Origin of the sequence: Chryseobacterium endalhagicum, from assembly GCF_016745235.1 — a bacterium.
GTDB lineage: Bacteria > Bacteroidota > Bacteroidia > Flavobacteriales > Weeksellaceae > Chryseobacterium > Chryseobacterium endalhagicum.
Map to the genome: position 1 here is coordinate 413229 of NZ_JAELVM010000001.1, position 26622 is coordinate 439850.

Annotated in this window: 24 protein-coding genes; 16 read left to right on the plus strand and 8 right to left on the minus strand. The window is 38.2% G+C overall.

The annotated features are described in order from the left end of the window. Positions 1 to 2: 2 nt before the first annotated feature. Positions 3 to 809, plus strand: coding sequence for a DNA alkylation repair protein (locus tag JET18_RS01780; protein ID WP_202088866.1), 807 nt, complete (start codon positions 3 to 5; stop codon positions 807 to 809). A gap of 121 nt (positions 810 to 930) precedes the next feature. On the opposite strand, the gene JET18_RS01785 is transcribed toward JET18_RS01780, so the two are convergent. Together JET18_RS01785 and JET18_RS01790 are read right to left on the minus strand one after the other, a co-directional pair. Further along, positions 931 to 1689, minus strand: coding sequence for a TIGR03915 family putative DNA repair protein (locus JET18_RS01785; protein ID WP_202088868.1), 759 nt, complete (start codon positions 1687 to 1689; stop codon positions 931 to 933). A 169-nt stretch (positions 1690 to 1858) separates the two neighbouring features. Then, positions 1859 to 3118: a putative DNA modification/repair radical SAM protein gene (locus tag JET18_RS01790; protein WP_202088870.1), complete on the minus strand. Its 1260-nt coding sequence runs from the start codon at positions 3116 to 3118 to the stop codon at positions 1859 to 1861. Between the two features lie 197 nt (positions 3119 to 3315). Here JET18_RS01790 and JET18_RS01795 point away from each other — a divergent pair, with 197 nt between their 5' ends. The 6 genes from JET18_RS01795 (at position 3316) to JET18_RS01820 (ending at position 9683) form a co-directional block, all read left to right on the plus strand. Then, complete coding sequence (locus JET18_RS01795; protein WP_202088871.1) at positions 3316 to 4644, plus strand: hydroxymethylglutaryl-CoA reductase, degradative; 1329 nt, start codon at positions 3316 to 3318, stop codon at positions 4642 to 4644. A 166-nt stretch (positions 4645 to 4810) separates the two neighbouring features. Beyond that, positions 4811 to 5893, plus strand: a complete 1083-nt coding sequence (locus JET18_RS01800; protein ID WP_202088873.1) for a hypothetical protein — start codon at positions 4811 to 4813, stop codon at positions 5891 to 5893. Between the two features lies 1 nt (position 5894). Beyond that, positions 5895 to 6281, plus strand: a complete 387-nt coding sequence (locus JET18_RS01805; RefSeq protein ID WP_202088875.1) for a DUF423 domain-containing protein — start codon at positions 5895 to 5897, stop codon at positions 6279 to 6281. Positions 6282 to 6520: 239 nt separating this feature from the next. Further along, positions 6521 to 7798: a chloride channel protein gene (locus tag JET18_RS01810; RefSeq protein WP_202088878.1), complete on the plus strand. Its 1278-nt coding sequence runs from the start codon at positions 6521 to 6523 to the stop codon at positions 7796 to 7798. Between the two features lie 131 nt (positions 7799 to 7929). After that, the gene (gene sucC, locus JET18_RS01815) at positions 7930 to 9120 is read left to right on the plus strand and encodes an ADP-forming succinate--CoA ligase subunit beta (protein WP_202088880.1); all 1191 of its coding nucleotides are present in this window, start codon (positions 7930 to 7932) and stop codon (positions 9118 to 9120) included. Positions 9121 to 9200: 80 nt separating this feature from the next. Then, positions 9201 to 9683, plus strand: coding sequence for a hypothetical protein (locus JET18_RS01820; protein WP_202088882.1), 483 nt, complete (start codon positions 9201 to 9203; stop codon positions 9681 to 9683). A gap of 42 nt (positions 9684 to 9725) precedes the next feature. Here the strand turns inward: JET18_RS01820 and JET18_RS01825 are convergent, their stop codons facing one another. Beyond that, the gene (locus tag JET18_RS01825; RefSeq protein WP_202088890.1) at positions 9726 to 10610 is read right to left on the minus strand and encodes a mechanosensitive ion channel family protein; all 885 of its coding nucleotides are present in this window, start codon (positions 10608 to 10610) and stop codon (positions 9726 to 9728) included. A gap of 94 nt (positions 10611 to 10704) precedes the next feature. Here JET18_RS01825 and JET18_RS01830 point away from each other — a divergent pair, with 94 nt between their 5' ends. Continuing rightward, positions 10705 to 11340 carry a peroxiredoxin gene (locus JET18_RS01830; protein ID WP_202088892.1) on the plus strand — a complete coding sequence of 212 codons (636 nt, stop codon included), beginning with the start codon at positions 10705 to 10707 and terminating at the stop codon, positions 11338 to 11340. A gap of 101 nt (positions 11341 to 11441) precedes the next feature. On the opposite strand, the gene JET18_RS01835 is transcribed toward JET18_RS01830, so the two are convergent. The 3 genes from JET18_RS01835 to JET18_RS01845 all read right to left on the minus strand — a co-directional run bounded on the left by JET18_RS01835 (position 11442) and on the right by JET18_RS01845 (position 15067). Further along, a complete protein-coding gene (locus JET18_RS01835) occupies positions 11442 to 12035 on the minus strand; it encodes a hypothetical protein (RefSeq protein ID WP_202088893.1) in 594 nt (197 codons plus the stop codon). A 160-nt stretch (positions 12036 to 12195) separates the two neighbouring features. Further along, positions 12196 to 12711: a hypothetical protein gene (locus tag JET18_RS01840; RefSeq protein WP_202088895.1), complete on the minus strand. Its 516-nt coding sequence runs from the start codon at positions 12709 to 12711 to the stop codon at positions 12196 to 12198. An 85-nt stretch (positions 12712 to 12796) separates the two neighbouring features. Further along, the gene (locus tag JET18_RS01845) at positions 12797 to 15067 is read right to left on the minus strand and encodes a TonB-dependent siderophore receptor (RefSeq protein ID WP_202088897.1); all 2271 of its coding nucleotides are present in this window, start codon (positions 15065 to 15067) and stop codon (positions 12797 to 12799) included. A 187-nt stretch (positions 15068 to 15254) separates the two neighbouring features. Here JET18_RS01845 and JET18_RS01850 point away from each other — a divergent pair, with 187 nt between their 5' ends. Next, complete coding sequence (locus JET18_RS01850; protein WP_202088899.1) at positions 15255 to 16310, plus strand: Gfo/Idh/MocA family oxidoreductase; 1056 nt, start codon at positions 15255 to 15257, stop codon at positions 16308 to 16310. A 115-nt stretch (positions 16311 to 16425) separates the two neighbouring features. On the opposite strand, the gene JET18_RS01855 is transcribed toward JET18_RS01850, so the two are convergent. Continuing rightward, positions 16426 to 18318: an ABC-F family ATP-binding cassette domain-containing protein gene (locus JET18_RS01855; RefSeq protein ID WP_202088900.1), complete on the minus strand. Its 1893-nt coding sequence runs from the start codon at positions 18316 to 18318 to the stop codon at positions 16426 to 16428. Positions 18319 to 18660: 342 nt separating this feature from the next. Between JET18_RS01855 and JET18_RS01860 the strand changes: the two genes are divergently transcribed. Next, a complete protein-coding gene (locus JET18_RS01860; RefSeq protein WP_202088902.1) occupies positions 18661 to 19173 on the plus strand; it encodes a 5' nucleotidase, NT5C type in 513 nt (170 codons plus the stop codon). 141 nt (positions 19174 to 19314) lie between these two features. Beyond that, positions 19315 to 20961, plus strand: a complete 1647-nt coding sequence (locus JET18_RS01865) for an alpha/beta fold hydrolase (RefSeq protein ID WP_202088904.1) — start codon at positions 19315 to 19317, stop codon at positions 20959 to 20961. Positions 20962 to 21152: 191 nt separating this feature from the next. Here the strand turns inward: JET18_RS01865 and JET18_RS01870 are convergent, their stop codons facing one another. After that, positions 21153 to 22016 (minus strand): glycoside hydrolase family 25 protein, encoded by an 864-nt coding sequence (locus JET18_RS01870; RefSeq protein ID WP_202088906.1) that lies wholly within the window; start codon positions 22014 to 22016, stop codon positions 21153 to 21155. Between the two features lie 65 nt (positions 22017 to 22081). On the opposite strand from JET18_RS01870, the gene JET18_RS01875 reads away from it, so the two are divergent. From JET18_RS01875 to deoC, 5 genes are all read left to right on the plus strand, one after another. After that, complete coding sequence (locus JET18_RS01875) at positions 22082 to 23344, plus strand: NAD(P)/FAD-dependent oxidoreductase (RefSeq protein ID WP_202088907.1); 1263 nt, start codon at positions 22082 to 22084, stop codon at positions 23342 to 23344. Continuing rightward, entirely contained in the window at positions 23341 to 24012 is a 672-nt protein-coding gene (trmD, locus tag JET18_RS01880; protein ID WP_202088908.1) for a tRNA (guanosine(37)-N1)-methyltransferase TrmD, read from the plus strand. Before JET18_RS01875 ends, trmD begins: the two co-directional genes overlap by 4 nt. Positions 24013 to 24387: 375 nt before the next feature. After that, positions 24388 to 25329 carry an endonuclease/exonuclease/phosphatase family protein gene (locus tag JET18_RS01885; protein WP_202088909.1) on the plus strand — a complete coding sequence of 314 codons (942 nt, stop codon included), beginning with the start codon at positions 24388 to 24390 and terminating at the stop codon, positions 25327 to 25329. An 18-nt stretch (positions 25330 to 25347) separates the two neighbouring features. Then, positions 25348 to 25818, plus strand: a complete 471-nt coding sequence (locus JET18_RS01890; protein ID WP_034723648.1) for an Lrp/AsnC ligand binding domain-containing protein — start codon at positions 25348 to 25350, stop codon at positions 25816 to 25818. A 2-nt stretch (positions 25819 to 25820) separates the two neighbouring features. Continuing rightward, on the plus strand, positions 25821 to 26567 hold the full coding sequence (deoC, locus tag JET18_RS01895; protein ID WP_202090667.1) for a deoxyribose-phosphate aldolase: 747 nt from the start codon (positions 25821 to 25823) through the stop codon (positions 26565 to 26567). Positions 26568 to 26622 lie beyond the last annotated feature (55 nt).

A 26622-nucleotide genomic window follows, 5' to 3' on the forward strand; every position in this document is an offset into this window, starting at 1 on the left:
CGATGACCGAAAAGCGAAAAGGAGCACGCTCCATGAAAGATATTCCCGGTGATATTTTAGCACAGCTGAACCGGGGAGAAATAGAAACTGCTAATCTTACAGAATGGCTGGCAGCAGATCAAAGGATTCTGCTGGAAAATTTACTGCAGCAGAATGACCGGAAAGCTTATCTGAAGCCTGTTTTAGAAAAACTGGACCAACTGAAAAAGCAGACCGTCAATACGATTAATGAAGCGATAGGGATTGAATTGCTCAGTCTGGTTCATCAAAATCAGGATGAGGCATTTTTGTTGAAACTTTCAACTCATCAGGCGGATCTGGTGCGTTGCTGGGCAGCGTATGCGATTGGAAGAAATTCGGGTATTGATTTAAAAGAAAAACTTCAAAGTATACAGCAGTTTGCTTCGGATTCTCATTTCGGGGTGAGAGAAATCTGCTGGATGGCGGTGCGTCCGGATATCTCAAAGAACCTTACCGAAAGTATCCTGATTTTATCAGCATGGACGAAACATAAAGATGAAAATGTAAGACGTTTTGCCAGCGAATCTACCAGACCACGGGGCGTTTGGTGTGAGCATATCAATGCTTTAAAACAAAATCCAGGACTTGGACTGGAAATTCTGGAACCTTTACGATCAGATTCTTCAAGATATGTGCAGGACAGTGTCGGGAATTGGCTGAATGATGCCAGTAAATCACAGCCGGAATTCGTGACGGAAATCTGCGATGAATGGCTTCGGGAAAGTACGACAAAAGAAACGCAGTATATTGTTAAAAAGGCGCTGAGGACGATTAAGAAGATAAATTGAAAGATTTAAGAATTTAAATTATTTAAAAATTCAGAAATTCAGACTGGAAGTCATTAGCTTAACTGCTACCTCATCATCAAATCATCAAATCATCCAATCAACCAATCAACCCATCATCAAATCACCTCTTCTCCGTCAGATATTTCCAGTACCTTTTTGGAACATGCTGAACATGCAGTTTTAAATTTTTTCGTTCAACAATATTGGTTTTAGTAAAATACCGCTGCCAGAGGGTTTGGTAGTTTTGTTCTTCGTCGTGAAACTTTTGCTCGTATTGGCGAAGGTCTAGTTTTTCTTCCGGATAAAAGAATTCGCAGTTTTCCAGATCGTACAGGATTCCGTAATGCCGTCTCAAATCGTAAATCATCCACTTTTGGTCCCGATAGCGGTCGTTGAAATGCTTTCGGATCAGCGGAAGAACATCGTAATCAGGATCTATTTTCGCAAAGAAAACACCATCCTGCATTTTTTCAAACCGCACAAAAGCAGTCATTCTGTGACTTTCCCGACCTACAGATTTATTGATCTTGGAGATCTTCAGCATATCCGGATCGGCATAATTCTGAAGAATATTTTCGTCTGCATGCTGTACAGATTGCCTTACCGCAGATAAAATAAGATGTTCAAGTTCAGGATCTTCAGACAGATATACTTTCAGAAGCTGATGAATTCCCTGTCTGCCGATATTGTGTTCAAGTTTTTTTAAAACCCGTTCTGCTTTATGATTCTGAGTAATAACCTCATGAATTTCTGCAAAAATATTTTCCTGATGAAATCTTTCTTTATTCACGATTTCCACATCCTGATAATGGTATTCAAAAACTTCGAATACTGCGGTGAAAAGTCCGTCGAAACTTCCGTCGTAGAGGAGGGTGGTCATGGGGTGATGGGTTGATTTGGTGATGTGATGGTGTGTTGATGTGTTGATGTGTTGATGTGATGATGGGGCAACAGTTAAGCAAATGACTTTCGGTCTGAATTTCTAAGTTTCTGAATCTTTTAATTCTTTACATTTTTAAATAATTAAATTCTTCAATCTTTCAATCAATTTAAAACAAACTCAGCTGCTGTGAAAACTGGTTGTGAAATTTGGAAGAACTTCCGCCTACCAGCAGTTTTCTGAAATTTTTATCGGTCAGATATTTTAAATAGGCATTTCCTGCATTGAAATCAATAAAATATTTTGCCCGGTTAATAGCGGCTCCCAGTTTTTTTAAGTGATCCATATTCAAAACCTGAAAACGCCGGGCTTGAATGATTTTCTGTGCTGTTTTCACTCCGATGCCTGGAATTCTTAAAATCATCTGATAATCGGCGGTCTGTAAATTAATAGGAAACTGATGAAGATGTCTCAAAGCCCAGCTGAGCTTGGGATCAACTTCCAGATCTAGGAAAGGCATGCCGGGATCGAGGATTTCCTCAGCTTTAAAACCGTAAAACCTCATCAGCCAGTCAGACTGATACAACCGGTTCTCACGAAGCATAGGAACTTCCGTTGTGAGAGAGGGCAGTCTTTTATCTTCCAAAACAGGAACATAACCGGAATAATACACTCTTTTCAGGCTGAAATTTTTATAAAAATGATCGGCTACTTTTATAATTTGCAGGTCGTTTTCATTGGTTGCGCCCACGATCATCTGTGTAGACTGTCCTGCCGGAGCGAATTTCGGAACTTTTCTGAAAATCTTTTTTTCGTCTTTATATTGGGCAATACCGTTCTGGATATATTTCATAGGATTCAGCATATCCTGGCGGTTTTTTTCCGGGGCGAGTAATTTCAATCCGCTTTCTGTAGGAATTTCAAGGTTCACGGAAAGCCTGTCTGCATATAAAGCAGCCTCTTGCATCAGTTCATCGCTGGCTCCGGGAATAGATTTTAGATGAATATAGCCGTTAAAGTTTTCTTCGGTGCGTAATTTTTTTGCCACCCGTACCAGACGCTCCATCGTAGTATCTGCGTTTTTAAAAATACCGGAACTCAGGAAAAGGCCCTCAATATAATTTCTGCGGTAAAAATTAATCGTCAGATCCACCACTTCCTCCACGGTGAAGGCGGCTCTTTTTACATCATTAGAACTTCTCGATACACAATAAGCACAGTCGTAGATACAGTGATTGGTCAGTAGAATTTTGAGCAGGGAAACACATCGCCCGTCTTCCGTATAGGTATGGCAGATCCCGCTTACAGAGCTGTCTCCCAAACCTCCTTTTTTATTTTTTCTCGTTCCTCCGCTGGATGAGCAGGAAACATCATATTTCGCTGCATCAGCAAGGATTTCGAGTTTTTCTTTCAGGCGTTCAAAATTCATATTTTTAGCTCGATGTTATAATTTGTATCAATATTTGGTTCAAAAATAGTTCCAAAATTGATAAATATCAATCTTTTTCAATAGAAGTTATCAACAATTGACACTTACAAAATTACTATCTTTACGCATATTAAATTTATGAGTGAAATCGTAAATCTGCGGTTATTGCTTACCTACATTATAAATAAACATACCATATGAATCATAAACCGGTGGAAGGTTTCTCCAAACTTTCAAAACAGGGGAAAATCGATTGGCTTGTCAACGAATACCTGGAAGGAAACGAAGAATATCAAAATATATTAAAACAATACTGGAACGAAAATGCTGATCTCCAGAAACTTCATGAGGAGTTTTCTGAAAACACGATCTCCAATTTCTATATGCCGTACGGAATTGCCCCGAATTTCCTGATCGATGGAAAATTATTTGCACTTCCGATGGCTGTGGAAGAAAGTTCGGTAGTGGCCGCCGCTTCAAAAGCTGCGAAATTCTGGATTGATAAGGGAGGATTTAAAACAACTATTATCAACAATGAAAAACTGGGCCATACCCATTTTATATTCAATGTAGAGCCTCACAAACTTCTTCATTTCTTTAATTTCAATTTAAAGAAGAAATTATTTGAAGCCACTGAAGAGATCACAGCCAATATGAGAAAGCGTGGCGGAGGGATTTTAGATATCAAACTGGTAGATAAAACCTCTGAAATGCCAAATTATTTCCAGCTTAAAGCAAGTTTTGATACGGTAGATTCCATGGGGGCGAATTTTATCAATTCATGTCTTGAGCAGTTTGGAAAAACCATGAAGCAGGAAGTAGCTACGAATGAAGATTTCACGCAGGAAGAGAAAAACTCGCTTCAGATTGTGATGAATATTCTTTCTAACTTTACTCCCGACTGTCTTGTCAGAGCTGAGGTTTCATGTAAAATTGAAGATCTGAAGGACGACAGTGGAATTTCCAATGAGGAATTTGCCGCAAAATTCAAACAGGCGGTTACCATTGCGGAAATAGAACCTTTCCGTGCCACTACCCACAATAAAGGAATTATGAATGGGGTAGATGCTGTAGTGATTGCTACCGGAAATGATTTCAGAGCGACGGAAGCCTGTGCTCATGCCTATGCAGCAAGAGACGGACAATACAGATCACTGACACACTGTACGATTGATAACGGTATTTTCAGATTCTGGATCGATCTTCCTATTTCTGTAGGCGTGGTTGGAGGTTTGACCAATCTCCATCCGCTAGTGAAATTTTCACTGGCACTGCTTGGAAAACCTTCTGCACAGGGGTTGATGAGCATTCTTGCCGTTTCCGGTCTTGCCCAGAACTTCGGAGCGATCCGCTCTTTGGTCACTACAGGTATTCAGAAAGGACATATGAAAATGCACCTATTGAATATTTTAAACCAAATGGGTGCTACAGAAGAAGAAAAACAGCACTTTGTGACATATTTTAAAGATAAAACAGTGAGCCATCACGAGGTGATCACTGAATTTAACAGGTTAAGAGGTCAATAATGCTGCAGATTATTTTACCCATAATATTCATCATTTTCGGAATCTTTTTAAAGAAAACGACCTCACCGGGTTTCAGAAATTCTAAAAAGCTGTCCAATGTCTTTATTATCCTGGGAATTTCGACTCTGGTGGCAAAAATGATTCTCATCTATATTCATTCGAAATAATGAAAAAGAAAATAGTATTCTTCCTTTTGATTTCAGGGTTAAGTTTTTCACAACAGAAAAATGTGAAGATCAATAACCTGCAGCCTGCCTCTGAAAACCATTATTTTCCGTTGATTTCTTACAGCGAAAAACCTTTGGTTGAGAATAAGATCAATACTTTTCTGCAGGTAAGTGAACTGGAATATGTTCCGAATTCAGGCGGAAATCCTTTTAAACGGGCTTCTAGTGCTACCAATTCTTACGCCAATTATGTAGATTATTACAGTTGGGAAAAAATGGAATCACCTGAAAATATTCTGAGTATTACCATGGAGGGTGAGGCTTCAGGAGCCTATCCGGAGAATTTTTTTATAGCAAAGAATTTTGACCTGAGAACGGGAAATTATATCAATGTTCAGGATCTTTTTCAGCCGGATGCCGCCAAAACTATTAAAGGCTTGATCCAGAAAGAAATAAAGAAACAGATCGCTGATTTTCTTGCCATACTAAAAGCAGAGAAAAATCCTTCAGATGAGGTGCTGGCGCAGATCGGCCTGTATGAAGGCTGCTATACTGATTATGGTTTAGACGGGATGGAGTATTATTTTGCCAAAGATAAGCTGAAGTTTATTGCACCGAGATGTGCCAATCATGCCATGAGAGCATTGGATGAGCTGGATAGCCATGTGATTGAATTTTCCTATAAATTCCTGGAAAAATACTGGAGTCCTTATGCTAAAAATTTAGTATCCGGCTCCGGACAGGTAGATACTACCAGTTTCAGAAATAAACTTTACAAAGGGAAAATTGATGGAAAATATGCGGTTACGGTTCTGATTAACCGTTTATATGATGAGCAAGGTGACGATTCCAACTTTAATGCTTCGTACTGGTATGATAAAAATAAAAAACTGATCGAGTGGAACGGTAAGATGAAAGGCAACCATATTTCGATTACAGAAAGTGAATATTACAGTGAGGAAGCCAGACAATGGATGCTGACGGGATTTGTAGAGGCTGATATGAAAGGGAAAAAGATCACCGGCACCTGGCAGGATTATAAAACAAAAAAATATTTAAATCTAGAATTAGAAGAATTATAAAATGAAAACAATTACTTTAATTTTCGGTGCTGCCTATGGGATGCTGTCGGTTATTCTGGGCGCTTTCGGGGCACACGCATTAAAAAAAATATTATCTGTAGAAAGGCTGGAAAGTTTTGAAACAGGAGTAAGATACCAGATGTACGCCGCATTCTTTCTGCTGATCATCGGATATATTTTAAAATTTGAAACAACGTCTGAAAAGTGGACTTCCATTCTTATGATCGCCGGGACGATGTTATTTTCTTTCAGTATTTATTTCCTGAGCCTGCAGGATTATCTGGGGGTAAATCTGAAATTTTTAGGCCCTGTTACGCCGCTGGGAGGTCTGTTTATGATCCTGAGCTGGGGTATGCTGATTCTTTACTTTGCTAAAAATAGAATCTAAGAATACAATATTATAAATGCTTCGTGTGTATCAACTGTCTATGAAGCATTTTATTTTTTAACACAAATATCACAAATGAATTCACGAATTCCACAAATGCTGCTGTCATTCAGTAGTGATATTTGTGAATTCATTTGTGATATTTGTGTTTTCTAAGCATAAGCTTTGTAATGGCATTAATATTCGGCAATGCCAGAAATTAATATACAGAATTATAGCCGTAATTAAAATCAATTCAAATGAAAATCAATAGAAGAAGGAGGCTCATAAAAACATTCAATCTTCTGGATCAGCCTATAAGATTCAATCCTTTTGTATTCAGCCGTACTTTTTTCATGTGGGCATTCACCGGTCTTGTAGGTGGAGCTATTGCGGGCGGTTACTGGATCGTACTGGAACATTTTACTGAATTTCTGAGTGCTTTTCAGGGCTGGATGGTGATTCCTACTATGGCAATCTGCGGTCTGATGGCGGGATTGGTCATTCATTTTATCGGAGATCCCGGGGAAATTCATTTGATTGTTAATAATATCAGATTTAACAAAGGAAAATTAGAGCCTAAAAATAATCCTTCCATGATTCTTTCCTCACTGTTTTGTGTGGCATCGGGAGGAAGTCTCGGTCCGGAAGCGCCTTTGGTTCAGGTTACGGGATCTACGGGAACCTGGCTGGGAAAAATTTTCAGGCTTAAAGGAGAGGAACTGCGTTCTTTGAGTATTGCGGGGATGGCTTCAGGTTTCACAGCTTTGTTTGGAGCACCGCTTGGAGGAAGTCTCTTTTCACTGGAAATCCTGCATCACAAGCATGCGGTGGAATATTATAAAGCCATTATTCCTGCTTTGGTAGCGAGCTGTTTCAGTTATGTGATGTTTGCGCTGATCATTCATCTGGGGATTGGAGCAACATGGGATCTGAAAGCTTATCATTATTCAGGAGTGTATGATTTTATCTACGCCTTTTTATTTGGGGTAGTGGCCACTATTTTCGGATGGATCTTTATATTCGTGGTGAAGTTTTTCAAAAAAGTTTTTGAATACAGATCTTTTCCGATTTATGTAAAAACACTGACGGGAGGAATTATTCTGGGAATTATCGCCTATTATTTTCCGCTTACCAGATACTTCGGACACCATGAAATTAATGAGCTGATTAACGGGAATTTTGCCCTGAACTTTTTAATCGTCATCCTTGTTTTTAAAATCATAGCCATTGCTGTGACGGTAACTTCAGGATGGAGGGGAGGTTTCATCATTCCGCTGTTTTTTGTGGGAACTACGTTAGGATTAATTATACATCACTTGTTTCCTACGGTTGATACCACGCTGGCTATCGTAAGCTGTATGGCTGCCATTAATGCCTGTGTGACAAGAACTCCAATGAGTACAACCATTATTCTGGGAACTTTAACCGGTTTTACGTATTTCGTTCCTATACTTTTTGCGAGTTTAACAGGCTATTTCCTGGCTCCGAAAATTCCGTTCATCGGTTCACAGTCCGAAAAATTGTCCGAAGAATAAAGCAAATTTCGCAGACATGTTAAAAATCAAGTTTCTTCCACTTTAATTTTTAAGCCAATAAACTTGAACTTCCATGTCTTTTTAGTAAATTTGTCAACCTTTAAATTTTAAAATAAAATAATAAAAATAATATGAATCTTCACGAGTATCAATCAAAAGAGATTTTATCAAAGTATGGAGTAGCTATCCAACGTGGTTTCGTAGCGAATAACGTAGACGAAGCTGTAGCAGCTGCTGAAAAATTGACTGCTGAAACCGGAGCTCAGGCTTGGGTAGTAAAAGCACAGATTCACGCAGGTGGACGTGGTAAAGGTGGCGGTGTAAAGTTCTCTCCAAACATGGATAAACTTAAAGAAAACGCTCAAAACATTATCGGAATGCAGTTGGTAACTCCACAAACTTCTGCTGAAGGTAAAAAAGTACACTCTGTTTTGGTTGCAGAAGATGTTTATTATCCTGGAGAATCTGAAACTAAAGAATTTTATGTTTCTATTCTTTTAGACAGAGCTGAAGGTAAAAATACCATCGTATATTCTACTGAAGGAGGTATGGATATCGAGCATGTAGCTGAAGTAACGCCTCATTTGATCCACAAAGAAATCATTGATCCTGCTTTAGGTCTTCAGGGATTCCAGGCTAGAAAAATTGCTTTCAACCTAGGTCTTGAAGGAAATGCTTTCAAAGAATTCACAAAATTCATTGCATCTCTTTACAATGCTTATACAGGAATTGATGCTTCTCTTTTCGAGATCAACCCTGTGTTGAAAACTTCTGATAACAAAATTATCGCAGTAGATGCTAAAGTAACTTTGGATGACAACTCATTGTTCCGTCACAAAGACTTAGCTGAGCTTAGAGATACAAGAGAAGAAGATCCAATGGATGTAGAAGCTGGTGAAGCAGGTCTTAACTTCGTAAAACTTGACGGTAATGTTGCCTGTATGGTAAACGGAGCTGGTCTTGCAATGGCAACAATGGATATCATTAAATTATCCGGTGGTAACCCGGCTAACTTCCTTGACGTAGGAGGTACTGCTGATGCTCAGAGAGTACAGACTGCTTTCGGAATCATCCTTAGAGATCCTAACGTAAAAGCGATCCTGATCAACATCTTCGGAGGTATCGTAAGATGTGACAGAGTAGCTCAGGGAGTTGTAGACGCTTACAGAGCAATGGGTAGCCTTCCGGTTCCATTGATCGTAAGATTACAGGGAACTAACGCTGTAGAAGCTAAACAATTAATTGACGATTCAGGTCTTCCTGTACATTCTGCAATTACTTTGGAAGAAGCTGCAAACAAAGTAAAAGAAGTTTTAGCGTAAGCTGAACTTTTAAATAAATTGAGAAACCGTTCCATTTTTTGGAGCGGTTTTTTTATATTTAAAAATCAAAATGGAATCTGATGAAAAAAATATATATTCCCAACCCTTGTTCAGAAATCTGGGAAACAATGGCTTCTCATGAGCAGGGAAAGTTTTGTTCTGTCTGCAGCAAATGTGTGATTGATTTTACAGAAAAAAAATCTGAAGAAATTGAATCTGTTTTCAAAGAGAAGCGGGATGAAGATATTTGCGGCAGATTTTTTAGTTATCAACTGGATAAAGACGTTGAAAAATCTGAGAAACTGAAAAGCAGGTTTTTAAAATATATTCCCCGGAATTTTCAGAACAGCAGAATGACACTGGCTGCGTTTTCTCTGGTTCTATTTTTGGTAGGCAGTGCAAAACCAAAAGAGAAAGATCATGCTGTCATTGGGGAGGCCAAGATTGAAGAAGATTCTATTCCTAAAAATGACGATTATATTTTGGGCGCGCCTGTGCTCCGGAATGATTCCGTTGCCAAAATGCCTCAGAAAGACAGCCTGAAATTCAACCAGAATAAATAATTTAAAGCATAAAAAAACCGCTTATGAAAAGCGGTTGATATTTTATTTGTCCTGATTCTCGGCAGGAAGACTTTCCCCATTGGTAATACTGATGCTTGTAGGCGTTACCAACTGTATATTATCCGCATCCAGACGTTCCTTGATCTTCAGATAAGCCTCGCTTTTCAGCTGAACGATGTTGGCGCCTACCTTCATCCAGAATTTAGCCTGAAGATTGAAATTACCCTGCTTTAAATCCGTGAAAATAACTTCTGAAGTATCCAGACGGTCTACATTGTCAAGATTTTTAATCACATCCAGCATTCCTTTCTGGGCTTTCGCAATATCTTCATCAGCAGGAATTTCAAAATTTAAAATAATTCTGCGCTGTGGTGATGCTGTAATATTATAAAAAGGAGCATTGAAAATCACCTGATTCGGGATGTAAGCTTTTTTCCCGTCATCCGTAATAATTTTTGTGGTTAAAAATCCTATTTCCTGAACCGTTCCGGAATGATTCCCAATGGTAATATAATCGCCGACTTTAAAAGCCTTATCGATTCCGATCAGCATTCCTGAAAAAATACTTGATACCAGATCCTTCAAAGCCACCCCGGCAATAACCCCGGCTACCCCTAAACTTCCGATAAATTTCCAGAGAAAACCACTGAAGCCCATAATTTCAAGGGCAATAAAACTCCCCATCATCATGATTAGGAATCTGAAAACGCCTATCAGAGTAACCAGAGAACCTTCTTTTTTGCTTTTCGGGAAGAATTTGTGGAATAATTTTACGGCCCCTAAACTAAGATATTTGCTGGAGATAAGGAAAAAGGAAAATACCAGAATTCCGACAATAAGTTTTGGGGTAAGCTCGGCAAACCTCATATACCAGCTTTCCAAAACCCTGTAAATAACGTCTACATAGCTGTGTTCAATGTTCTGCATGAAAAAAAATTTGATTAAAGATATAAATTTTCATCAAAAATTTTGCCAGTTTCAAAAAGTCTACTAAATTTGTAGACTAACAAATCAGAATATTATGTCAATTAAACTAGGAGATACTGCACCGGACTTTAAGGCTGAGACGTCTTTGGGTGATATTAAATTTCATGAATTCCTGGGTGATTCCTGGGGAATTCTTTTCTCTCATCCTGCAGATTATACGCCGGTATGCACTACGGAGCTGGGTTATACCTCAAAACTGAAATCTGAATTTGATCAAAGAGGAACCAAAGTGATTGCTTTAAGTGTAGATGGAGTAGAAGATCATCAGAGCTGGATTAAGGATATCAACGAGACCCAGAATACGGATGTGCAGTTTCCTATTATTGCAGACAAAGACAGAAAAATTTCGGAGCTGTATGATTTTATCCATCCGAATGCCTCTGCAACCGCTACTGTACGCTCCCTGTTAATTATTGACCCTGATAAAAAAGTAAGGCTTATCATTACCTATCCTGCTTCTACGGGAAGAAATTTTAATGAGATCCTCAGGGTGCTGGATTCTCTTCAATTGGTTGATTCATATACTGTAGCCACTCCTGTCAACTGGCAACATGGCGATGATGTGATTGTGCCTCCGGTTATTTCTACGGAAGATGCCAGGAAGATATTTCCGAAAGGAGTGACAGAAATAAAGCCGTATCTGAGATATACGCCCCAACCCAATACATGATTTATTTGATTTTTTATAGTTTAGTTTTAATTTGTACGAAAATCGCCCCGAAAAAATATTTCGGGGCGATTTCAATTTTTTATATTCGGTAAGTAAGATGATTAATTTCTTACATCGTTCGCTACTTCCTTAGCTTTTGAAGTCGGTAAATAAATACTGAATCCTACGTTAAAAGTAATATTTGAATTCAGACCTTCGCTACCAAATCCGGTTTGACCCTGATACTTAACAAGTCCTTCTAAACCGATGTTCGGAGTGATGAAGTAAGAGTAACCAGGACCTACACCAAAGTCAAGACCTGTTGTAGAATTACCGTTTTCAACGGACGATCCACCGATACCTACGTTACCTTCAAAGAACCAACGTCCGTGATTCAATAAATTGTCAACTCCTTTTTCTCCCGGGGATAGATAATAACGGCCTAATCCACCTACTGCATAATCAAATCTTGTCGGGCTTCCGTTAGTTACTTTACTGATTCCTAAATTAACATATCCACCCACTGCAACATTGTCTTCTATAAAATAAGCACCTTTAGGCTGAATAGCAATACTATATCCTCCACCAGTATTTAAACCGAAATTACTTGTTAAAAGGCTGCTTCCTACCAGCCAGTTACCTTTTTGAATCTGAGCGTTAGCTGTTGCAGTCAAACCTGTTGCTGCTAATATTCCTGCAAAAATTAGTTTTTTCATAATTTATTATTTTAATAATTAAATGTTATCATTTGTAGATTAAAGAAAAGACAAGAAATGTGCCAGACTTCTTAATTTAAGATAAAAACTCAGAATTTGTGTTAATTTCAGTATGATGAAAATGTGAATTATTTGGTCATTATTTTAATGATAACGTAATTTAAACGAAAAGGAGAATCACCGCTATAATAAGCCCTGCAATGGTGAATTTGATTCCTCTTTTAAAAGCTTTTGTTTTAGGATTAAACATCCAGAAACTTGAAATCACAAAGAAAAATAAACAGATCCCGAAAAACGTGTTCAGAGGTGATAATGTATCCTTTGACTGGGATTTGTGCAGTTTCACCATCTTGTCCAGCACGAAAGGAAGTTCTTTTTTCGAATATACAGCCTTACCTGATGCGGCATCATAAGTTCCCTGCTTAAAAAACAGAATATTCCCTTCTGTTTTCTCCACTTCAAAATTTTTAATTTTCAGTTCTTTACCCAATTCTTTTTCTGAAAGGTGAAGAGCTACCGTTTTATCATATTTCTTTTCCTTTTTAAGAAAATCCGTATCCCTGTAAACGAGCAGTATGCCGCTCAGTGAATACACGGCCATGATTCCTGCCAGAAAATAACCGAGATAGCGGTGCGTAATTCTCATAAAACTTCTTGTGTCCTTGATCTTATCCATATCATATTGTTTTGTTTAATTTAAAAAAGGAAACTGCAAAAATGCAATTTCCCTTTGATTGATGAAATTATTCCGGTCTTTAATTCTAAAGTTTGTACGTCAGAGTGAAATAATAGTTTCTCGGAGTAATAGGGTTTACAGAATAATTTTCGTGTACATTATAGTTAACGACATCGAATAAGTTACCCACTCTCCCCTGGATAGAGAATTTTTTCCACTCGTAGCCTACAGAAACGGTTACTGTGGTGTAATCTTTTAATTCGAACATTCTGCTTACTCCATTTCTTGCCGCTAAACTGTTGCTTCCTGTTTTTGTATCATTCCATCCTGCTATACGGTTACCGATATAGTACGCTCCGGCACCTATTTTCAGTCCTTTTGCAAAACGGGTGAATTTATAGAACACTGAAGCATTGGCAGTGGTAGCCGGAGTTCGTACAAGTCTCTGCTCTTCTACGTATCCAAATTTTTCAGGAGTATCAAGATAAACGGAATTATTATATGAGAAACCACCTATAATAGATAAGTTTTCATTAGGATTTCCTGTGATATCCAATTCCACCCCGCGGCTTCGCATTTTTCCTGCAAAATCTTTTAAAAGTCCATTAGGATCTATTTGTAATCCGGCATCATTTAAGGCAACCTGGTAATAATTTTTGTAAAGAATCTGGTATACCGTAAGGTTAATTGCCAAGGCATTATTCCATAAATTTTTCTTTGCCCCGATTTCATATTGGTCAATATAGGTTGGCTTAAGCGATTGATCTTCTCTGTCTAAACCTACATTATTTGAGAATGAATTGGTATAGGTTGCAAATACAGATAGGTTATCATTAGGCATATAGACAATACCGGCTTTCGGTGATATAGCCATATCTGAAGAGCTTGAAAACGGTACGTAAGGAGTAGTATTGTCCCTGAAGTTTTCTTTTCTTGTGCTTTTGTTTTCTACGTAAGACCATCTCAATCCGGCCAGAACCTTAAACTGCTTGGAAATGCTGATGAAATCCTGAGCATAAACTCCTATTCTCTGAGTAGGAATTCTTGTGCGTTCAAGCCTTGCTGCGCGTTCAGAAGTTGGCATACTTCCTCCTGCCCATGTAGACGGATCATCCAGATAAACAAGTCCGTTAGGATTTCCGTTGGTACCAAACAGATAAGAAGTTCCATAGGCCGCTTTTTTAGGATCAGCGATGGTAGGATCATAATAAGTGTAGGAATCAGCCAGGCCGTAATCGCCGTCTGCTCCTATTAAAATCTTGTGACTGATATTTCCGGTGTTAAACTCACCATTGATATTAGCTTGGAACGAAGTGTAGTTTTGTTCGTTATAAGTTCTGTTTAAAGGTCTTTTCCAGACCAGTCGGTTGCCTGCTGCGTATTCCCATTGTACTCTTTCCGTTGAAAAATAATCCTTTGTATAGTTTTGATAAGAAGCAGTTGCATTCAAAGACCATTTTTCGTTGAACTGATGGTTGAACGTAATATTAGTAGACAATTGTTCTACGTTCTGATACTGCCAGTCGGTGCCGAGGAAAGCATTTCTTGGAAGTAAATTGTTCATAGAATAGCTTTTGTCCGGATTGGTGAAAGATCCTATCCCGAAATCCGGAGTAAAATTGTTCTTCAGATAATCCGCTTCCACAATCAACTGTGATTTTGGGCTTAAATTAAATAAGAATGAAGGGTTAAAATAATATTTCTCAGATTCTACAACATCTCTGAAACTTTCAGCATATTCATAAGCTCCATTTATTCTGAATGCTATATTTTTGGACAGAGGTCCGTAAATATCTACTGTAGGTTTGTAAGAATTCCAGCTTCCACCATTAAGACCCACGCTTCCCCCGAAATTAAATTTAGGTTTTTTGGTGATCATATTGATGATTCCTCCTGCTGCAGTATTTCCGTAAAGCATAGCATTAGCTCCTTTCAATACCTCAACTCTTTCCAAACCGCTTACTTCAGGAAAAACACCACTGTTGATTCTCGATCCGTTTTTAAAGATGTTATCATTCCCCAAAATAAAACCACGGCCTCCAAAACTGTCCTGAGAATTTCCTCTGGAAGATGTCACATACATACCGTTTACATTCTGAAGAACATCGCTCAGCTGTTTTGCCTGTTGCTGCTCAATAATTTCGTGGGTTACGATTGAGATGGCCTGAGGATTTTCCATTACTGTAAGGGCAGACTTCGTAGATAATGTTCTTGCCTGGTTGGGGTTTCCTGTTTTGTGAAGGTTAATGTCTTCAATGGTTTGAGACCTGATGGTATCGGTTTCAAGGTTTTTCATCTGGGCACCTAAAGATATGGCCGTCAATAAAAATCCTAAAGAAGCTAGTTGTTTTTTCATTTCTTATTTTTATGTAGAACAGTTTTAAATAGCGGCAAAAATAAGAATTTAGAAGGGTTTAATTTAGAATTAATAAAAATAATAAAATGATTTTTATCATCATTTGAAGATGTCGTAAAAATACCAGTTCTTCTTACAGACTGCTAAACTGAGGATTATTGAATATATTTGTTTAAAAATTATACATATGCAATTGGTAAAAGCAGGGCTTTGTGCCTTTGGAATGAGCGGAAAAGTCTTTCATGCGCCGTTTTTGAAAGAACATCCCGGATTTTTTATGGCTGCTGTAGTAGAAAGAAGCAAAGAAGAATCTAAAGAGAAATATCCTGAAGCTACGATTTACCGCTCCGTAGAAGAAATGCTTCAGAATGCAGATATAGAACTGGTCATCATCAACACCCCGGTGCAGACCCATTATGAATATGCGAAAATGGCACTAGAAGCCGGAAAAAATATCATTGTTGAAAAACCCTTTACAGTAACTGTTTCCGAAGCGGAACAGCTTGTGAATCTGGCAGAAGAAAAAGGCTTATTCGTAAGTGTTTATCAGAACAGAAGATTTGACCGCGACTTTTTACAGGTTCATAAAATCCTGAATGACGGAAAACTGGGGAATATTAAAGAAGCAGAGATTCGTTTCGACAGATTCCGAACCACCCCAAGCGGAAAGCAGCATAAAGAAGATCCGCAGCAGACAGGTTCCGGCTCACTGCACGATCTCGGTGCCCATCTTGTGGATCAGGCGGTACAGTATTTTGGGTATCCTGAAAAACTTTTTGCAGACGTATTTTCCATGAAAGGAGAAGAATATGCCAATGATTATTTTGAGATTCTTCTTTATTATAAGGATCATCTGAGAGTAAGGCTAAAATCTTCCGTTTTCACGAAAGAAGCTCATTATGCTTATGCCGTTCACGGAGAAAAAGGAAGCTTCCTGCAGGAAAGAACCGATAATCAGGAAAACGAACTGGTGGCCGGAGCATTACCCGTTTATGGAAACGAATGGACTGAACCCTTAAAAGGAACCGACGGAATTCTAAATGTCTTAAATGAAAACTCAGAAACAGAAAGAATCCTTACAGCCAGCGAACACGGAAATTATATGGATTACTATCAGCAGATCTACGAATATATTGTTTTCGGATATGCGCTGCCATCTCAGGGAAGGGAAGTGGTTCAGAATATGAAGATCATTGATGCCTCACTGGAAAGCTCAAAAGGAGGTAGAATAGTGGATTTGTAAGTTAAGAGTTAAGAGTTAAGAGTTAAGAGTGAAAAATCATAATTTTTGGTATACAATATAAACCGGATTCCGGAACTCACAATTTTTCACTCTTAACTTTTCATTCTTCACTCATTTAAATTTCCTGAAGCTCCAGCCATCTCATCTCATATTCCTCCAGCTTTTCAGAAATGGTTTCCAGTTCTGCGGAAAGTTGGGCTACTTTCTCGTATTCTGTTTCATTATTGAGCTGATCCATGATTTTGGAACGCTTTTGCTCAAGTTCAGGCATTTCTTTTTCTATGGTTTCCAGTTCCCTTTGTTCCTTGAAAGACATTTTTCTTTTGGGTGCAGCAGGTTGAGAAATCTCCGGTGTTGCCGCAGCAATTTCTTTTACAGGCTCCGGTTTGGATACTGTATTTTTTTCCAATGCATCCTCACGACTTTTCGCTTCTCTGTATTCTGAGAAAGTTCCTGTAAAATCTCTGATTTTTCCTTCGCCTTCAAAAGCTAAAACATGGTCGATAATTCTGTCCATAAAATACCTGTCGTGAGAAACAATAATCAAACTTCCCTGGAAATTCAGTAAGAAATTTTCCAGTACAGTCAGTGTAGGAAGATCCAGGTCGTTGGTAGGCTCATCAAAGATCAGGAAGTTAGGATTCTGATACAGGATATACATCAGGTGCAGTCTTCTTTTTTCACCACCCGAAAGTTTTGAAATAGGTGAATATTGCGTCTGATCATCAAATAAGAATAATCTAAGGAACTGCGATGCGGAGATCGTTTTCCCATTAGCTAAAGGAAAATTCTCGGAAATTTCTTTAATGAAATCAATCACTCTTTCATCTTCTTTATATTTCAGTCCTTTTTGTGAAAAATATCCGAATTTGATTGTTTCTCCGGTTTCAATTTCTCCGGAATCTTTGGGTTCAAGCCCCTGAATAATGTTCAGTAAAGTAGATTTTCCGGCACCGTTTTTTCCTACAATTCCTATTTTCTCGCCTCTCTGAAACTGATAGCTGAAATTTTTCAATAATAATTTATCACCATAACTTTTGGAAATATCTCTAAGCTCCAGAATTTTGTTTCCAAGCCTTTTCATTTCGAAATCGAGTTCCAGAGATTCTTTTCTCGTATCGGTTTTCGCTATTTTTTCAGTTTCGTAAAAGTCGTCCTGTCTGGATTTTGATTTTGTAGTTCTCGCTTTAGGCTGTCTTCTCATCCACTCCAGTTCTTTTCTGTAAAGATTATTGGCTTTGTCGATGGTGGAATTCATATTGTCTTCACGAATCATTTTATTTTCAAGATAAGTCGCGTAAGAACCGTTATGGAAGTACAGGTTTTTATCCTCCATTTCCCAGATAATTCCACAAACAGCATCCAGGAAATACCTGTCGTGAGTAACCAGGATTAATGTAATTTTTGCCTTACTCAGATAACTTTCCAGCCATTCTACCATTTCCACATCAAGGTGGTTGGTAGGCTCATCCATGATCAGGAGAGTGTGACGGTGTTCTGCTCTGGTTTCGGTCAGTAATTTGGCCAAAGCCACACGTTTGATCTGCCCTCCGGAAAGAGTTCCCATTTTGGCCTCCAGATCCGTAATTTTCAGCTGAGAAAGAATCTGTTTCATATCATTCTCCAGATCCCATGCTTTGTGAATTTCCATTTCAGCCAAAGCTTTTTCAATGAAATCATAATCTGTAGAAAGTAATGATTTGTGATAATTTTTAAGCGCCTGAATAGGGGCAGAATCCAGAGTCATCATAAATTCATCAATGGTCAGATCAGAATCAAACTCAATTTCCTGGTCAAATAAAACCACCTGGATGTCCTTGTTAATATTTACAGTCCCGCTGTCTGCAATTTCTTTCCCCATTAATATTTTAAGAAGGGTAGACTTTCCGCTTCCGTTTTTGGCAACAATGGCTATTTTGTCACCTTCATTGACGTGGAAGGAAATGTTTTCGAACAAAACTTTGATGCCATAAGATTTAGTAAGATTTTCGACAGAAACGTAATTCATTGGAATGTAATGGTTTGATATTGATTTTATATTGAGCGGCAAAAGTACGAAAATGTAACTAGAAAGTTTTACAGAATTCAATTTGTCAGCAAGTTTAAAAATGGAAGCTACCGGGAATTTCTGCAGGGTTTTATTAATTTTTTTAACACGAATTCGTCTAATATTAAAGATAAGTATCAAAATTGACGACAAAAGTAACTTCCATCCTCCCTCTTCCAGCTTCCATTCCTCCCTTTTTAAGATTTATTTAATACTTCCGCGCTGGATTTTTGAAAAGAGATTAAGTAAATTTGAAAGAGCATTTCGCTTTATTTAAAATAATACTAAATCAGATTTAAGAAAATGAAAAAAGTCATTGTAGATATGGACGGGGTAATGGCAGACGTCTACCATCAGCTTATGCAGTTTGAAAAAAGGGATTCAGGAAAAGAAATAGAAATCAGCAATCTAAAAGGGCTTCCTGAATTGGAATCATTTCCCAATGGTAAAAAACACGTTAATGAAGTAGGTTTTTTCAGAACACTTCCGGTAATGGAAGGAAGCCGTGAAGCATTGGAATACATTAACAACAAATATGAACTCTACATCGTTTCTGCAGGAATGGAATTCCCCAACAGCTTAAGAGAAAAATTCGACTGGCTGGCAGAGCATTTTCCTTTTATCAGCTGGGAGCAGATTGTTCTGTGTGGCAGCAAAAAAGTAGTTCACGGGGATGTCATGATTGATGATTATCCTAAAAATCTGGATCATTTTGCAGGCGAAAAATTAATTTTTACCCAGCCGCACAACGAGCTGATAGAAAATGAAAACTACAAAAGAGTCCATTCCTGGAAAGAGGTCATGAATATTCTCTAAAAAAAGATTATCAGTTTTTTAGAATTAGGGTCACAAAAGGGTGATTTTTTAGAATAAATTTAACTAAACCGTTTTAAATTTTAATAAGGCATTGTGAGTATGGAAAGGGGAAAATAAAGAATTTTGCACCAAACTTATACTATGAAAAAACTCAATGCTTTATTGCTTCTTTTAGCAGTTTCTTCCTTTAATGCACAGATCATTTCCGGAACGGTGATGTCCAGAAATGAAAACCAGCCGGTACCTTACGTAAAGATTGGTGTAGAAAAAGAAAATATCGGAACAGTTTCTGATGATAAAGGCCATTTTTCTATTGATCTTTCCGGGTTCGATGCTTCACGCAAAATCAAAATAGAAGTTCCCGGTTATGAGCCATATGCTGAAACCGTACAGAATTTCAGAAAACAGGATAAACAGCAGGTATTTTTAAACGAGAAAACTAAAAATATCAAAGAAGTCAGCATTAAAGTTAAAAAGCTGGTGGATAAAAACTGGGGCGTGAATACCAAAACAAAAAGTGTTCTGTATTCTGTAAATCCGAAGTTCAAAAAAGAAGATTTTCTGGGTGAAACCGCACTGGAATTTAATGCCAGCAAAAGGTCCAAGATCAAAAATATCAACCTGAATATTGCAAGCTATACCTCCGACAGACCAGTGCTGATGCGGTACAGTATTTACAGTGAGAAAAATGGTTTTCCTGACAAAAATATTCTGGATGAAGAAATCACGGTAGAACTTACGCAGGATATGATCAAAGACGGAACCTATACCCTGGATGTAAATGATCACAATATCTGGGTGCAGGGAAAATTCTTTATCGGAATTCAGTTTCTGAAAGAATTTGAAGGAAGGATTACCATCAGTGCAGCACTTTTCAGAACCGGATTTCTGAGAAAGTTTTATAGTGATTGGGAAAAGATCTCACTGGCCGCACCAGCTATTAATATCGATGTGAAAGTGGATAAAAGTGCAAAGAATATCAAAGATGAAACAGCGGCTTCAGGAGATGATCTTGAAGGCCTCATTCCCGATATGTCGCAGTATCAGATAGAATCCGGCAATTCCATCTACGGAAAGAATGATGCTTCAGGAGCTTATCTCCCGCTAAAAAATACGAAACTGTACTACGAAGTGTATGGAGAAGGCGATCCGCTTTTTCTTCTTCACGGAAATTCCGGAAGCATACAGGATTTTTATCAGCAGATCCCGGTTCTTTCCAAAAAGTTCAAAGTGATTGCTGTAGATACCAGAGGACAGGGCAAAAGCACCGATACTTCCAGAAAAGATTTTACATACACGATGTTTGCTGAGGATATAAAAGCCCTTGCAGACAAACTGGGATTCAAAAAAATAAATATTGCAGGCTGGAGCGACGGCGGGATCACAGGACTTGAATTCGCTTTGAAATACCCTGAAAACTGCAATAAAGTCATAGCCATCGGAGCCAATGCTTTTCCTGAAGGTGTTGATGAAAGGCTTGCTTCCCACATGAAAAATCAGCTGCTGGTGCTTCAGGTTCAGAATGATCCAAAGAAATTTGATGAAAAAAGACTGGTGAAAATCATGCTGAATGAGCCGCATCTCACTAAAAAAGACCTTGGGAAGATCAAAAGCCCGGTATTGGTGATTGCAGGAGATAAAGATGTTATTAAACAGGATCACACCGAAATGATGGCGAAGCAAATTCCTAATAGTGAGCTTAAGATCTACAAAGATGCATCCCACATGATTCCCTTCGAGAAAGCAGATGAGCTGAATGCTGATATTGTGAAGTTTTTGGAGAAATAATTTTGGAAAGGAAGAGGGAAGATGGAGGCTGGGAGATATCGCAGACTATTAATTTCTAGTAGTCATTTCATGAAATTATCAAATGAATTTTAAAAGTAAAATAGGTAAGGGGAGAGTAATTTGTAAATCCGGGAGAGGTCATTATTTAGGATTTCATAACTTCCATCATCCAGCTTCCCTCTTCCTGCCTTCTAATCCAACGTCAGCCTTTTCAATGACCACGAATTTCCATTGTAAATATCAAGATCTACCTTGGTGTTGATGCCATGAACGATGCCGTTTTCCGTAAACTGCCAGAAATCCCAGTGATCATTGGGAGTAGGGGAAGGGACATCATTATAATTGGCCAGCCAGAGCGGATAATCGTCGAATTCTCCTTTCAGAAAATCTTTGTAATAATGGTAGTACGTGTAGATGATTGGCTTTTCGCCGTAAGTTTCCTCTACAATTTTGCACCATATTTTAAGATCTTCGATCAGTTTTTTATTGGTTTTCCGCTTGGGAATTTTTTCTATATCTAAAATAGGCGGGAGATCGCCGCTTTCCAGCTTTACATTCGCTAAAAAATTATTGGCCTGGATGACAGGATCTTCATCAGCCCGGTAAAAATGATAAGCTCCGCGGATGAGATTATGCTTTTGGGCCTTCGTCCAGAATTCATCAAAATGTTTATCGGCACTGCGGTTTCCCATCGTAGCGCGCATCACGACAAATTCAAGCGGAATGGTTTTATTTCCGATGCTCAGACTGTCCCATTTGATGTCTTCCCTGTTCTGATAATGAGAGACATCAAATCCGTAAGTTTTGTCGAGATTAGCGGTAAGGATTTTCTGAATTCTTGCCGATTCTATTTCGCTGTTATGAAGCTTTTTATGACTGAATTTATTAAAGTAAAGGGCGTAATAATAGCTGATCGACTGTTTCAGATAAAAGCCGGTTCCTATTAAAGCCAGAACCAAAACAGCCAATATCACTTTTCTGCGGAAAAAATAATTCTTCCGGCGGGTTTCGTGTACCTTTTTGGCAGTTTTTTTGGTGTACTTTTTCGGTGTCATAAAGTTTTGCAAAACTAACTTATTTCACTACTAAATGCTAAATAAAATCAGTAAATTTGTGTATTATGGAAACACGCGAAAAAATCATTATTATAGGAGGAGGATTTGCGGGACTGCAACTTGCAAAAACATTGAATAACAAGAATAAAAAAGTAATGGTTCTGGACCGGGTGAATCATCACATGTTTCAGCCGCTTTTTTATCAGGTGGCCTGCGGGAGGATAGAACCTTCCAATATTTCTTTCCCTTTCCGTAAGATTTTTCAGCAATCCAGAAATACCCAGTTCCGCCTTACCGAGGTTAAAGAAATTGATCCGGTGAACAATAAAGTGATCACAGACGGAGCTGAATTTACCTATGACAAACTGATCATTGCGACAGGATGTAAAACGAATTTTTTCGGCAATAAAGATCTTGAATCAAGAGCTTTCGGGATGAAAAATACCCAGGAGGCGATAGGCATCAGAAATCATGTACTGATGACCTTTGAAAAACTGATCCTTGAAAAAAGCAGAAGTGATGACGGGAACTGGAATATCGTTATTGTAGGAAGCGGACCAACGGGTGTGGAGCTGGCCGGAGCTTTTGCCGAAATGAAAAAGGAGATTCTTCCGAGAGATTATCCCTACATGAATTTTGACCAGCTTAAAATTATTCTGGTAAGCTCTACAGAAAAGCCTCTTGCCGTGATGAGCAGTGAGGCGCAGGAGCAGTCTGAAAAATATTTGAAAGATCTCGGCGTTACTTTCATGAGCGGGGAAGTGGTTACGGAATATGATGGCGATAAAGTACACATGAAAAGCGGGAAATCAATTCCTTCCAATAATGTGATCTGGGCAGCCGGAGTTACAGGAAATGTAGTAGCCGGATTTCCCGAAGAAAAGTTAGTCAGAAACAGATATATAGTAGATAGATTTAATAAAATAAAAGGTTACGATAATATTTATGCAGTTGGGGATATTGCCTATATGGAAACTCCCAAGTATCCGCAGGGACATCCGCAGGTAGCCAACGTAGCCATTAATCAGGCGAAAAATTTAGGGAAAAATTTCCTGAAGAAGAATGTGAGTGACTGGGTGGAGTATGAGTACAAAGACCAGGGTTCACTGGCAACCATCGGAAAACACAGAGCTGTGGTAGATCTTCCGTTTATCAAGTTCCAGGGATTCCTGGCGTGGTATTTCTGGATGTTTCTGCACCTGATGCTCATTTTGAGTGTGAGAAATAAGCTGGCCGTCTTTTTCAACTGGATGTGGAGCTATTTCAACAAAGATTCTTCCCTGAGATTAATTATTTCGCCTAATAAGAAAAACAGTACAGTACAATGAGAATTGATATTATAAGCGTGCTTCCGGAACTGATGGAAAGCCCGTTTCAGACTTCTATTTTAAGAAGAGCTATGGATAAAGGGATCGTAGAAGTTCATTTCCACCACCTGAGAGACTGGGCCATCAATAAGCACAGACAGATAGATGATGAGCCTTATGGAGGCGGAGCAGGAATGGTGATGATGATAGAGCCTCTGGATAAATGTATTTCCGAACTGAAGGCTCAAAGAGATTATGATGAGGTGATCTATCTGACGCCGGACGGTGTTACCCTGAACCAGAAAATTGCCAATTCTCTTTCGATAAAAAATAACCTGATCTTTTTGTGCGGGCATTACAAAGGTATCGACCAAAGGGTTCGTGATCTTCATATCACCAAAGAGATTTCAATCGGGGATTATGTTCTTACGGGAGGTGAGCTGGCGGCATGTGTGCTGGCAGACTCTATTATAAGGCTGGTTCCGGGTGTTCTAAATGACGAACAGAGTGCGCTGACCGACAGCTTTCAGGACGATCTTCTGTCGCCGCCTATTTATACACGGCCTGAAATTTATAAAGGTTTAGAGGTTCCAAAGATCCTTTTAAGCGGGAATTTTGCCCAAATTGAAGAATGGCGTCATGAAGAAGCAGTAAGAATCACACAAGAGAGACGTCCGGATTTACTTTAAAAATGATAAGCGAAATCTACTAATCCTGCGCTTTTTTTTCACATTTTTGTAAAGTTGAGAAAACAGTGGAATAAAAGTTGATTAAAAAGTTTAAATAAATTAAAAATATTAGTTTATTGTTTGATTTTTTGTAGATTTATTCTTTCAAATTAAAAAAATAACTGCTCTTTTGTTTTTTTTAATTGATTTGAAAACTTCGAAAAGTTAATTATTTAACCATAAAAAAGCTTTTCTGTTGATGTTTTTTATTCATAAGTTACATTTATTGTATAAGATTAATATAAAAATATTATAAATAAATTAACGACATTTGAAAAAAAATAATAAATTTACAACGGAAAAGAAAGTGATAATTTTAAGATAGCAATTTTGCAGATGGAGATGTTCTCTTTTTACAATGTCGAAAATTTATTTTTACCTGATCCTAAACCTGTTCACAGATTAGATCCTACGAGATCGGGCCTGAGAAACTGGGATGAGAAAAGATACAGAAATAAGCTATTTAAAATTTCACACGTCTTTCAATTGATGAAGGAGGAAAACGGCGTTCTTCCGTTTTTAATAGGTCTGTCTGAAGTTTCCGGAAGGAAAGTACTGGAAGATCTGGTAGAAATGGAACCTTTTAATTCAGAATACGGAATTGTGCATTACAATTCTATGGATGAAAGAAAAGTGGATGTTGCCCTGCTGTATGATAAATCCAAAGTAGAGGTTATAGACTCAGAAACTATTACTTTTTTCTTTGAAATTATAAATAAAAAAAACACAGAAAATTACGACACAACCAGAGACGTACTATTTTCTAAAATTAAATATAAAGGAACTGTTATTAATGTTTTTATCGCCCATCTTCCCTCCAAGCGAGAAAAAGACATTAATGAGCCCAAAAGAGACTTTATTCTTAATGAGATCCGGTCACGGATCCTGAAAATTGTGCATGACGAAAAGGAACATGTTATATTGTGTGGTGATTTTAACGAAAACCCAGATGATGAAAAATTAGTAAAAATTCTCTACGACAACGATCATGGGAAGGTCTTGGTAAACCCTTTTCTAGAGTTGTTTTCAACAAGAAATTATTCTACTTTTCATTATAAGTCAGGTCTGCTTTATGATCAGATTATCATGTCAGAATCTCTTTTTGGCAATGATACGCTGGTATTTCAGAATGCACAGATTTTTAATTCTGAAAAAATAAGCAGCCGGGCAAGAAATTTTGAAGGACGACCCTTCCGAACCTATGCCGGTACACGGTACTTGGGCGGATATAGCGACCACTTTCCGGTTTTTGTAAAATTTAAAGAAACAAAAACATAAATAATAAAAAAGTAGAAAATGAAAAATTCAAGCAACACAAGTTATCATTTAGATTCAATTGACAAAGAGATCATTTACATGCTTATGGATAACGCGAAAACTTCGCTGGCCCACATTTCAAAAAATGTAGGAATTTCCACAACAGCTGTACACCAAAGAATCAAAAAACTGGAACACGCCGGAGTTATCGAGAACTCTATTTCTTTTCTTAACCCTAAAAAAATCGGGTATAAGGTTATTTCGTATATCGGGGTATTTTTGGACCAGCCCAGTCATTATCCGGACGTTGTAAAATCTCTGCATGATGTGAACGAGGTGGTGGAAGCCCATTATACAACAGGAAACTATACCATCTTCCTGAAAGTTCTGTGCAAGGATAATGACCATCTGATGCAGATTCTTAACAAACTTCAGAAGTTTAAAGGGGTAACAAGAACCGAAACTTTCATATCTTTGGAACAAGGTATTTACAGACAACTGAAAGTATAACGATTATGAACATTGCCCAATATTTGGATTCAACCTATTTGAAAACCCCTGCACAGTCAGGAATCTCAAACGAAGAAACATTACAATTAGATAAAGATCTTGCACAGGAAGCTATAGACAATGCTATTTTTGCTGTGATGATCCGTCCGGATTATGTAGCTGATATTAAAAAGTATATTCAGGAAAGAAATTCAAATGTTGCGGTAGGTACCGTAATAGGTTTTCATGAAGGAACCTATACGATTGACGAGAAGCTTGCGGAAGCCTCAAAAGCAATTGAAGACGGAGCCGATGAACTGGATTTTGTGATTAATTACAATGCCTATCTCAAAGGAGATCTTGAGTTGGTAAAAGAAGAATTTGTGAAATGCACGCAGCTTGGTCTTAAGCATAATAAAGTGGTAAAATGGATCATTGAAATTGCTGCACTCACAGACGGACAGATAGCAGATCTTACCAAAAATATCGCAAGCTGGGCAGAAGAGAACTTCTCTGAAACCGACTTTCCCCATATTTTTGTAAAATCTTCTACAGGCTTTTATCAAACCGAAGGTGGAAAACCAAACGGAGCCACATTTGAAGGCATCAGGATCATGCTGGATCACGCAGGGAAACTTCCTGTAAAAGCAGCCGGAGGCGTAAGAACCCCGGAAGACGCTGAGAAAATGATCAGCATGGGAGTGAAAAGAATCGGAACTTCTTCCGCACTGGCACTCATTAAAAACGGATCCTCATCAGAAGGATATTAAAACATAAAAACCATCAGGATTCTGATGGTTTTTTTATGTAGACAGGTACAAAGAT

Coding starts and splice junctions, on each gene's coding strand:
- JET18_RS01850 (WP_202088899.1), top strand. CDS start 15,255: ATGCAATTGGTAAAAGCAGGGCTTTGTGCCTTTGGAATGAGCGGAAAA.
- JET18_RS01860 (WP_202088902.1), top strand. CDS start 18,661: ATGAAAAAAGTCATTGTAGATATGGACGGGGTAATGGCAGACGTCTAC.
- JET18_RS01840 (WP_202088895.1), bottom strand. CDS start 12,711: ATGGATAAGATCAAGGACACAAGAAGTTTTATGAGAATTACGCACCGC.
- JET18_RS01865 (WP_202088904.1), top strand. CDS start 19,315: ATGAAAAAACTCAATGCTTTATTGCTTCTTTTAGCAGTTTCTTCCTTT.
- JET18_RS01830 (WP_202088892.1), top strand. CDS start 10,705: ATGTCAATTAAACTAGGAGATACTGCACCGGACTTTAAGGCTGAGACG.
- JET18_RS01845 (WP_202088897.1), bottom strand. CDS start 15,067: ATGAAAAAACAACTAGCTTCTTTAGGATTTTTATTGACGGCCATATCT.
- JET18_RS01800 (WP_202088873.1), top strand. CDS start 4,811: ATGAAAAAGAAAATAGTATTCTTCCTTTTGATTTCAGGGTTAAGTTTT.
- trmD (WP_202088908.1), top strand. CDS start 23,341: ATGAGAATTGATATTATAAGCGTGCTTCCGGAACTGATGGAAAGCCCG.
- JET18_RS01810 (WP_202088878.1), top strand. CDS start 6,521: ATGAAAATCAATAGAAGAAGGAGGCTCATAAAAACATTCAATCTTCTG.
- JET18_RS01825 (WP_202088890.1), bottom strand. CDS start 10,610: ATGCAGAACATTGAACACAGCTATGTAGACGTTATTTACAGGGTTTTG.
- JET18_RS01820 (WP_202088882.1), top strand. CDS start 9,201: ATGAAAAAAATATATATTCCCAACCCTTGTTCAGAAATCTGGGAAACA.
- JET18_RS01885 (WP_202088909.1), top strand. CDS start 24,388: ATGGAGATGTTCTCTTTTTACAATGTCGAAAATTTATTTTTACCTGAT.
- JET18_RS01835 (WP_202088893.1), bottom strand. CDS start 12,035: ATGAAAAAACTAATTTTTGCAGGAATATTAGCAGCAACAGGTTTGACT.
- JET18_RS01855 (WP_202088900.1), bottom strand. CDS start 18,318: ATGAATTACGTTTCTGTCGAAAATCTTACTAAATCTTATGGCATCAAA.
- JET18_RS01785 (WP_202088868.1), bottom strand. CDS start 1,689: ATGACCACCCTCCTCTACGACGGAAGTTTCGACGGACTTTTCACCGCA.
- sucC (WP_202088880.1), top strand. CDS start 7,930: ATGAATCTTCACGAGTATCAATCAAAAGAGATTTTATCAAAGTATGGA.
- JET18_RS01780 (WP_202088866.1), top strand. CDS start 3: ATGACCGAAAAGCGAAAAGGAGCACGCTCCATGAAAGATATTCCCGGT.
- JET18_RS01805 (WP_202088875.1), top strand. CDS start 5,895: ATGAAAACAATTACTTTAATTTTCGGTGCTGCCTATGGGATGCTGTCG.
- JET18_RS01790 (WP_202088870.1), bottom strand. CDS start 3,118: ATGAATTTTGAACGCCTGAAAGAAAAACTCGAAATCCTTGCTGATGCA.
- JET18_RS01890 (WP_034723648.1), top strand. CDS start 25,348: ATGAAAAATTCAAGCAACACAAGTTATCATTTAGATTCAATTGACAAA.
- JET18_RS01870 (WP_202088906.1), bottom strand. CDS start 22,016: ATGACACCGAAAAAGTACACCAAAAAAACTGCCAAAAAGGTACACGAA.
- JET18_RS01875 (WP_202088907.1), top strand. CDS start 22,082: ATGGAAACACGCGAAAAAATCATTATTATAGGAGGAGGATTTGCGGGA.
- JET18_RS01795 (WP_202088871.1), top strand. CDS start 3,316: ATGAATCATAAACCGGTGGAAGGTTTCTCCAAACTTTCAAAACAGGGG.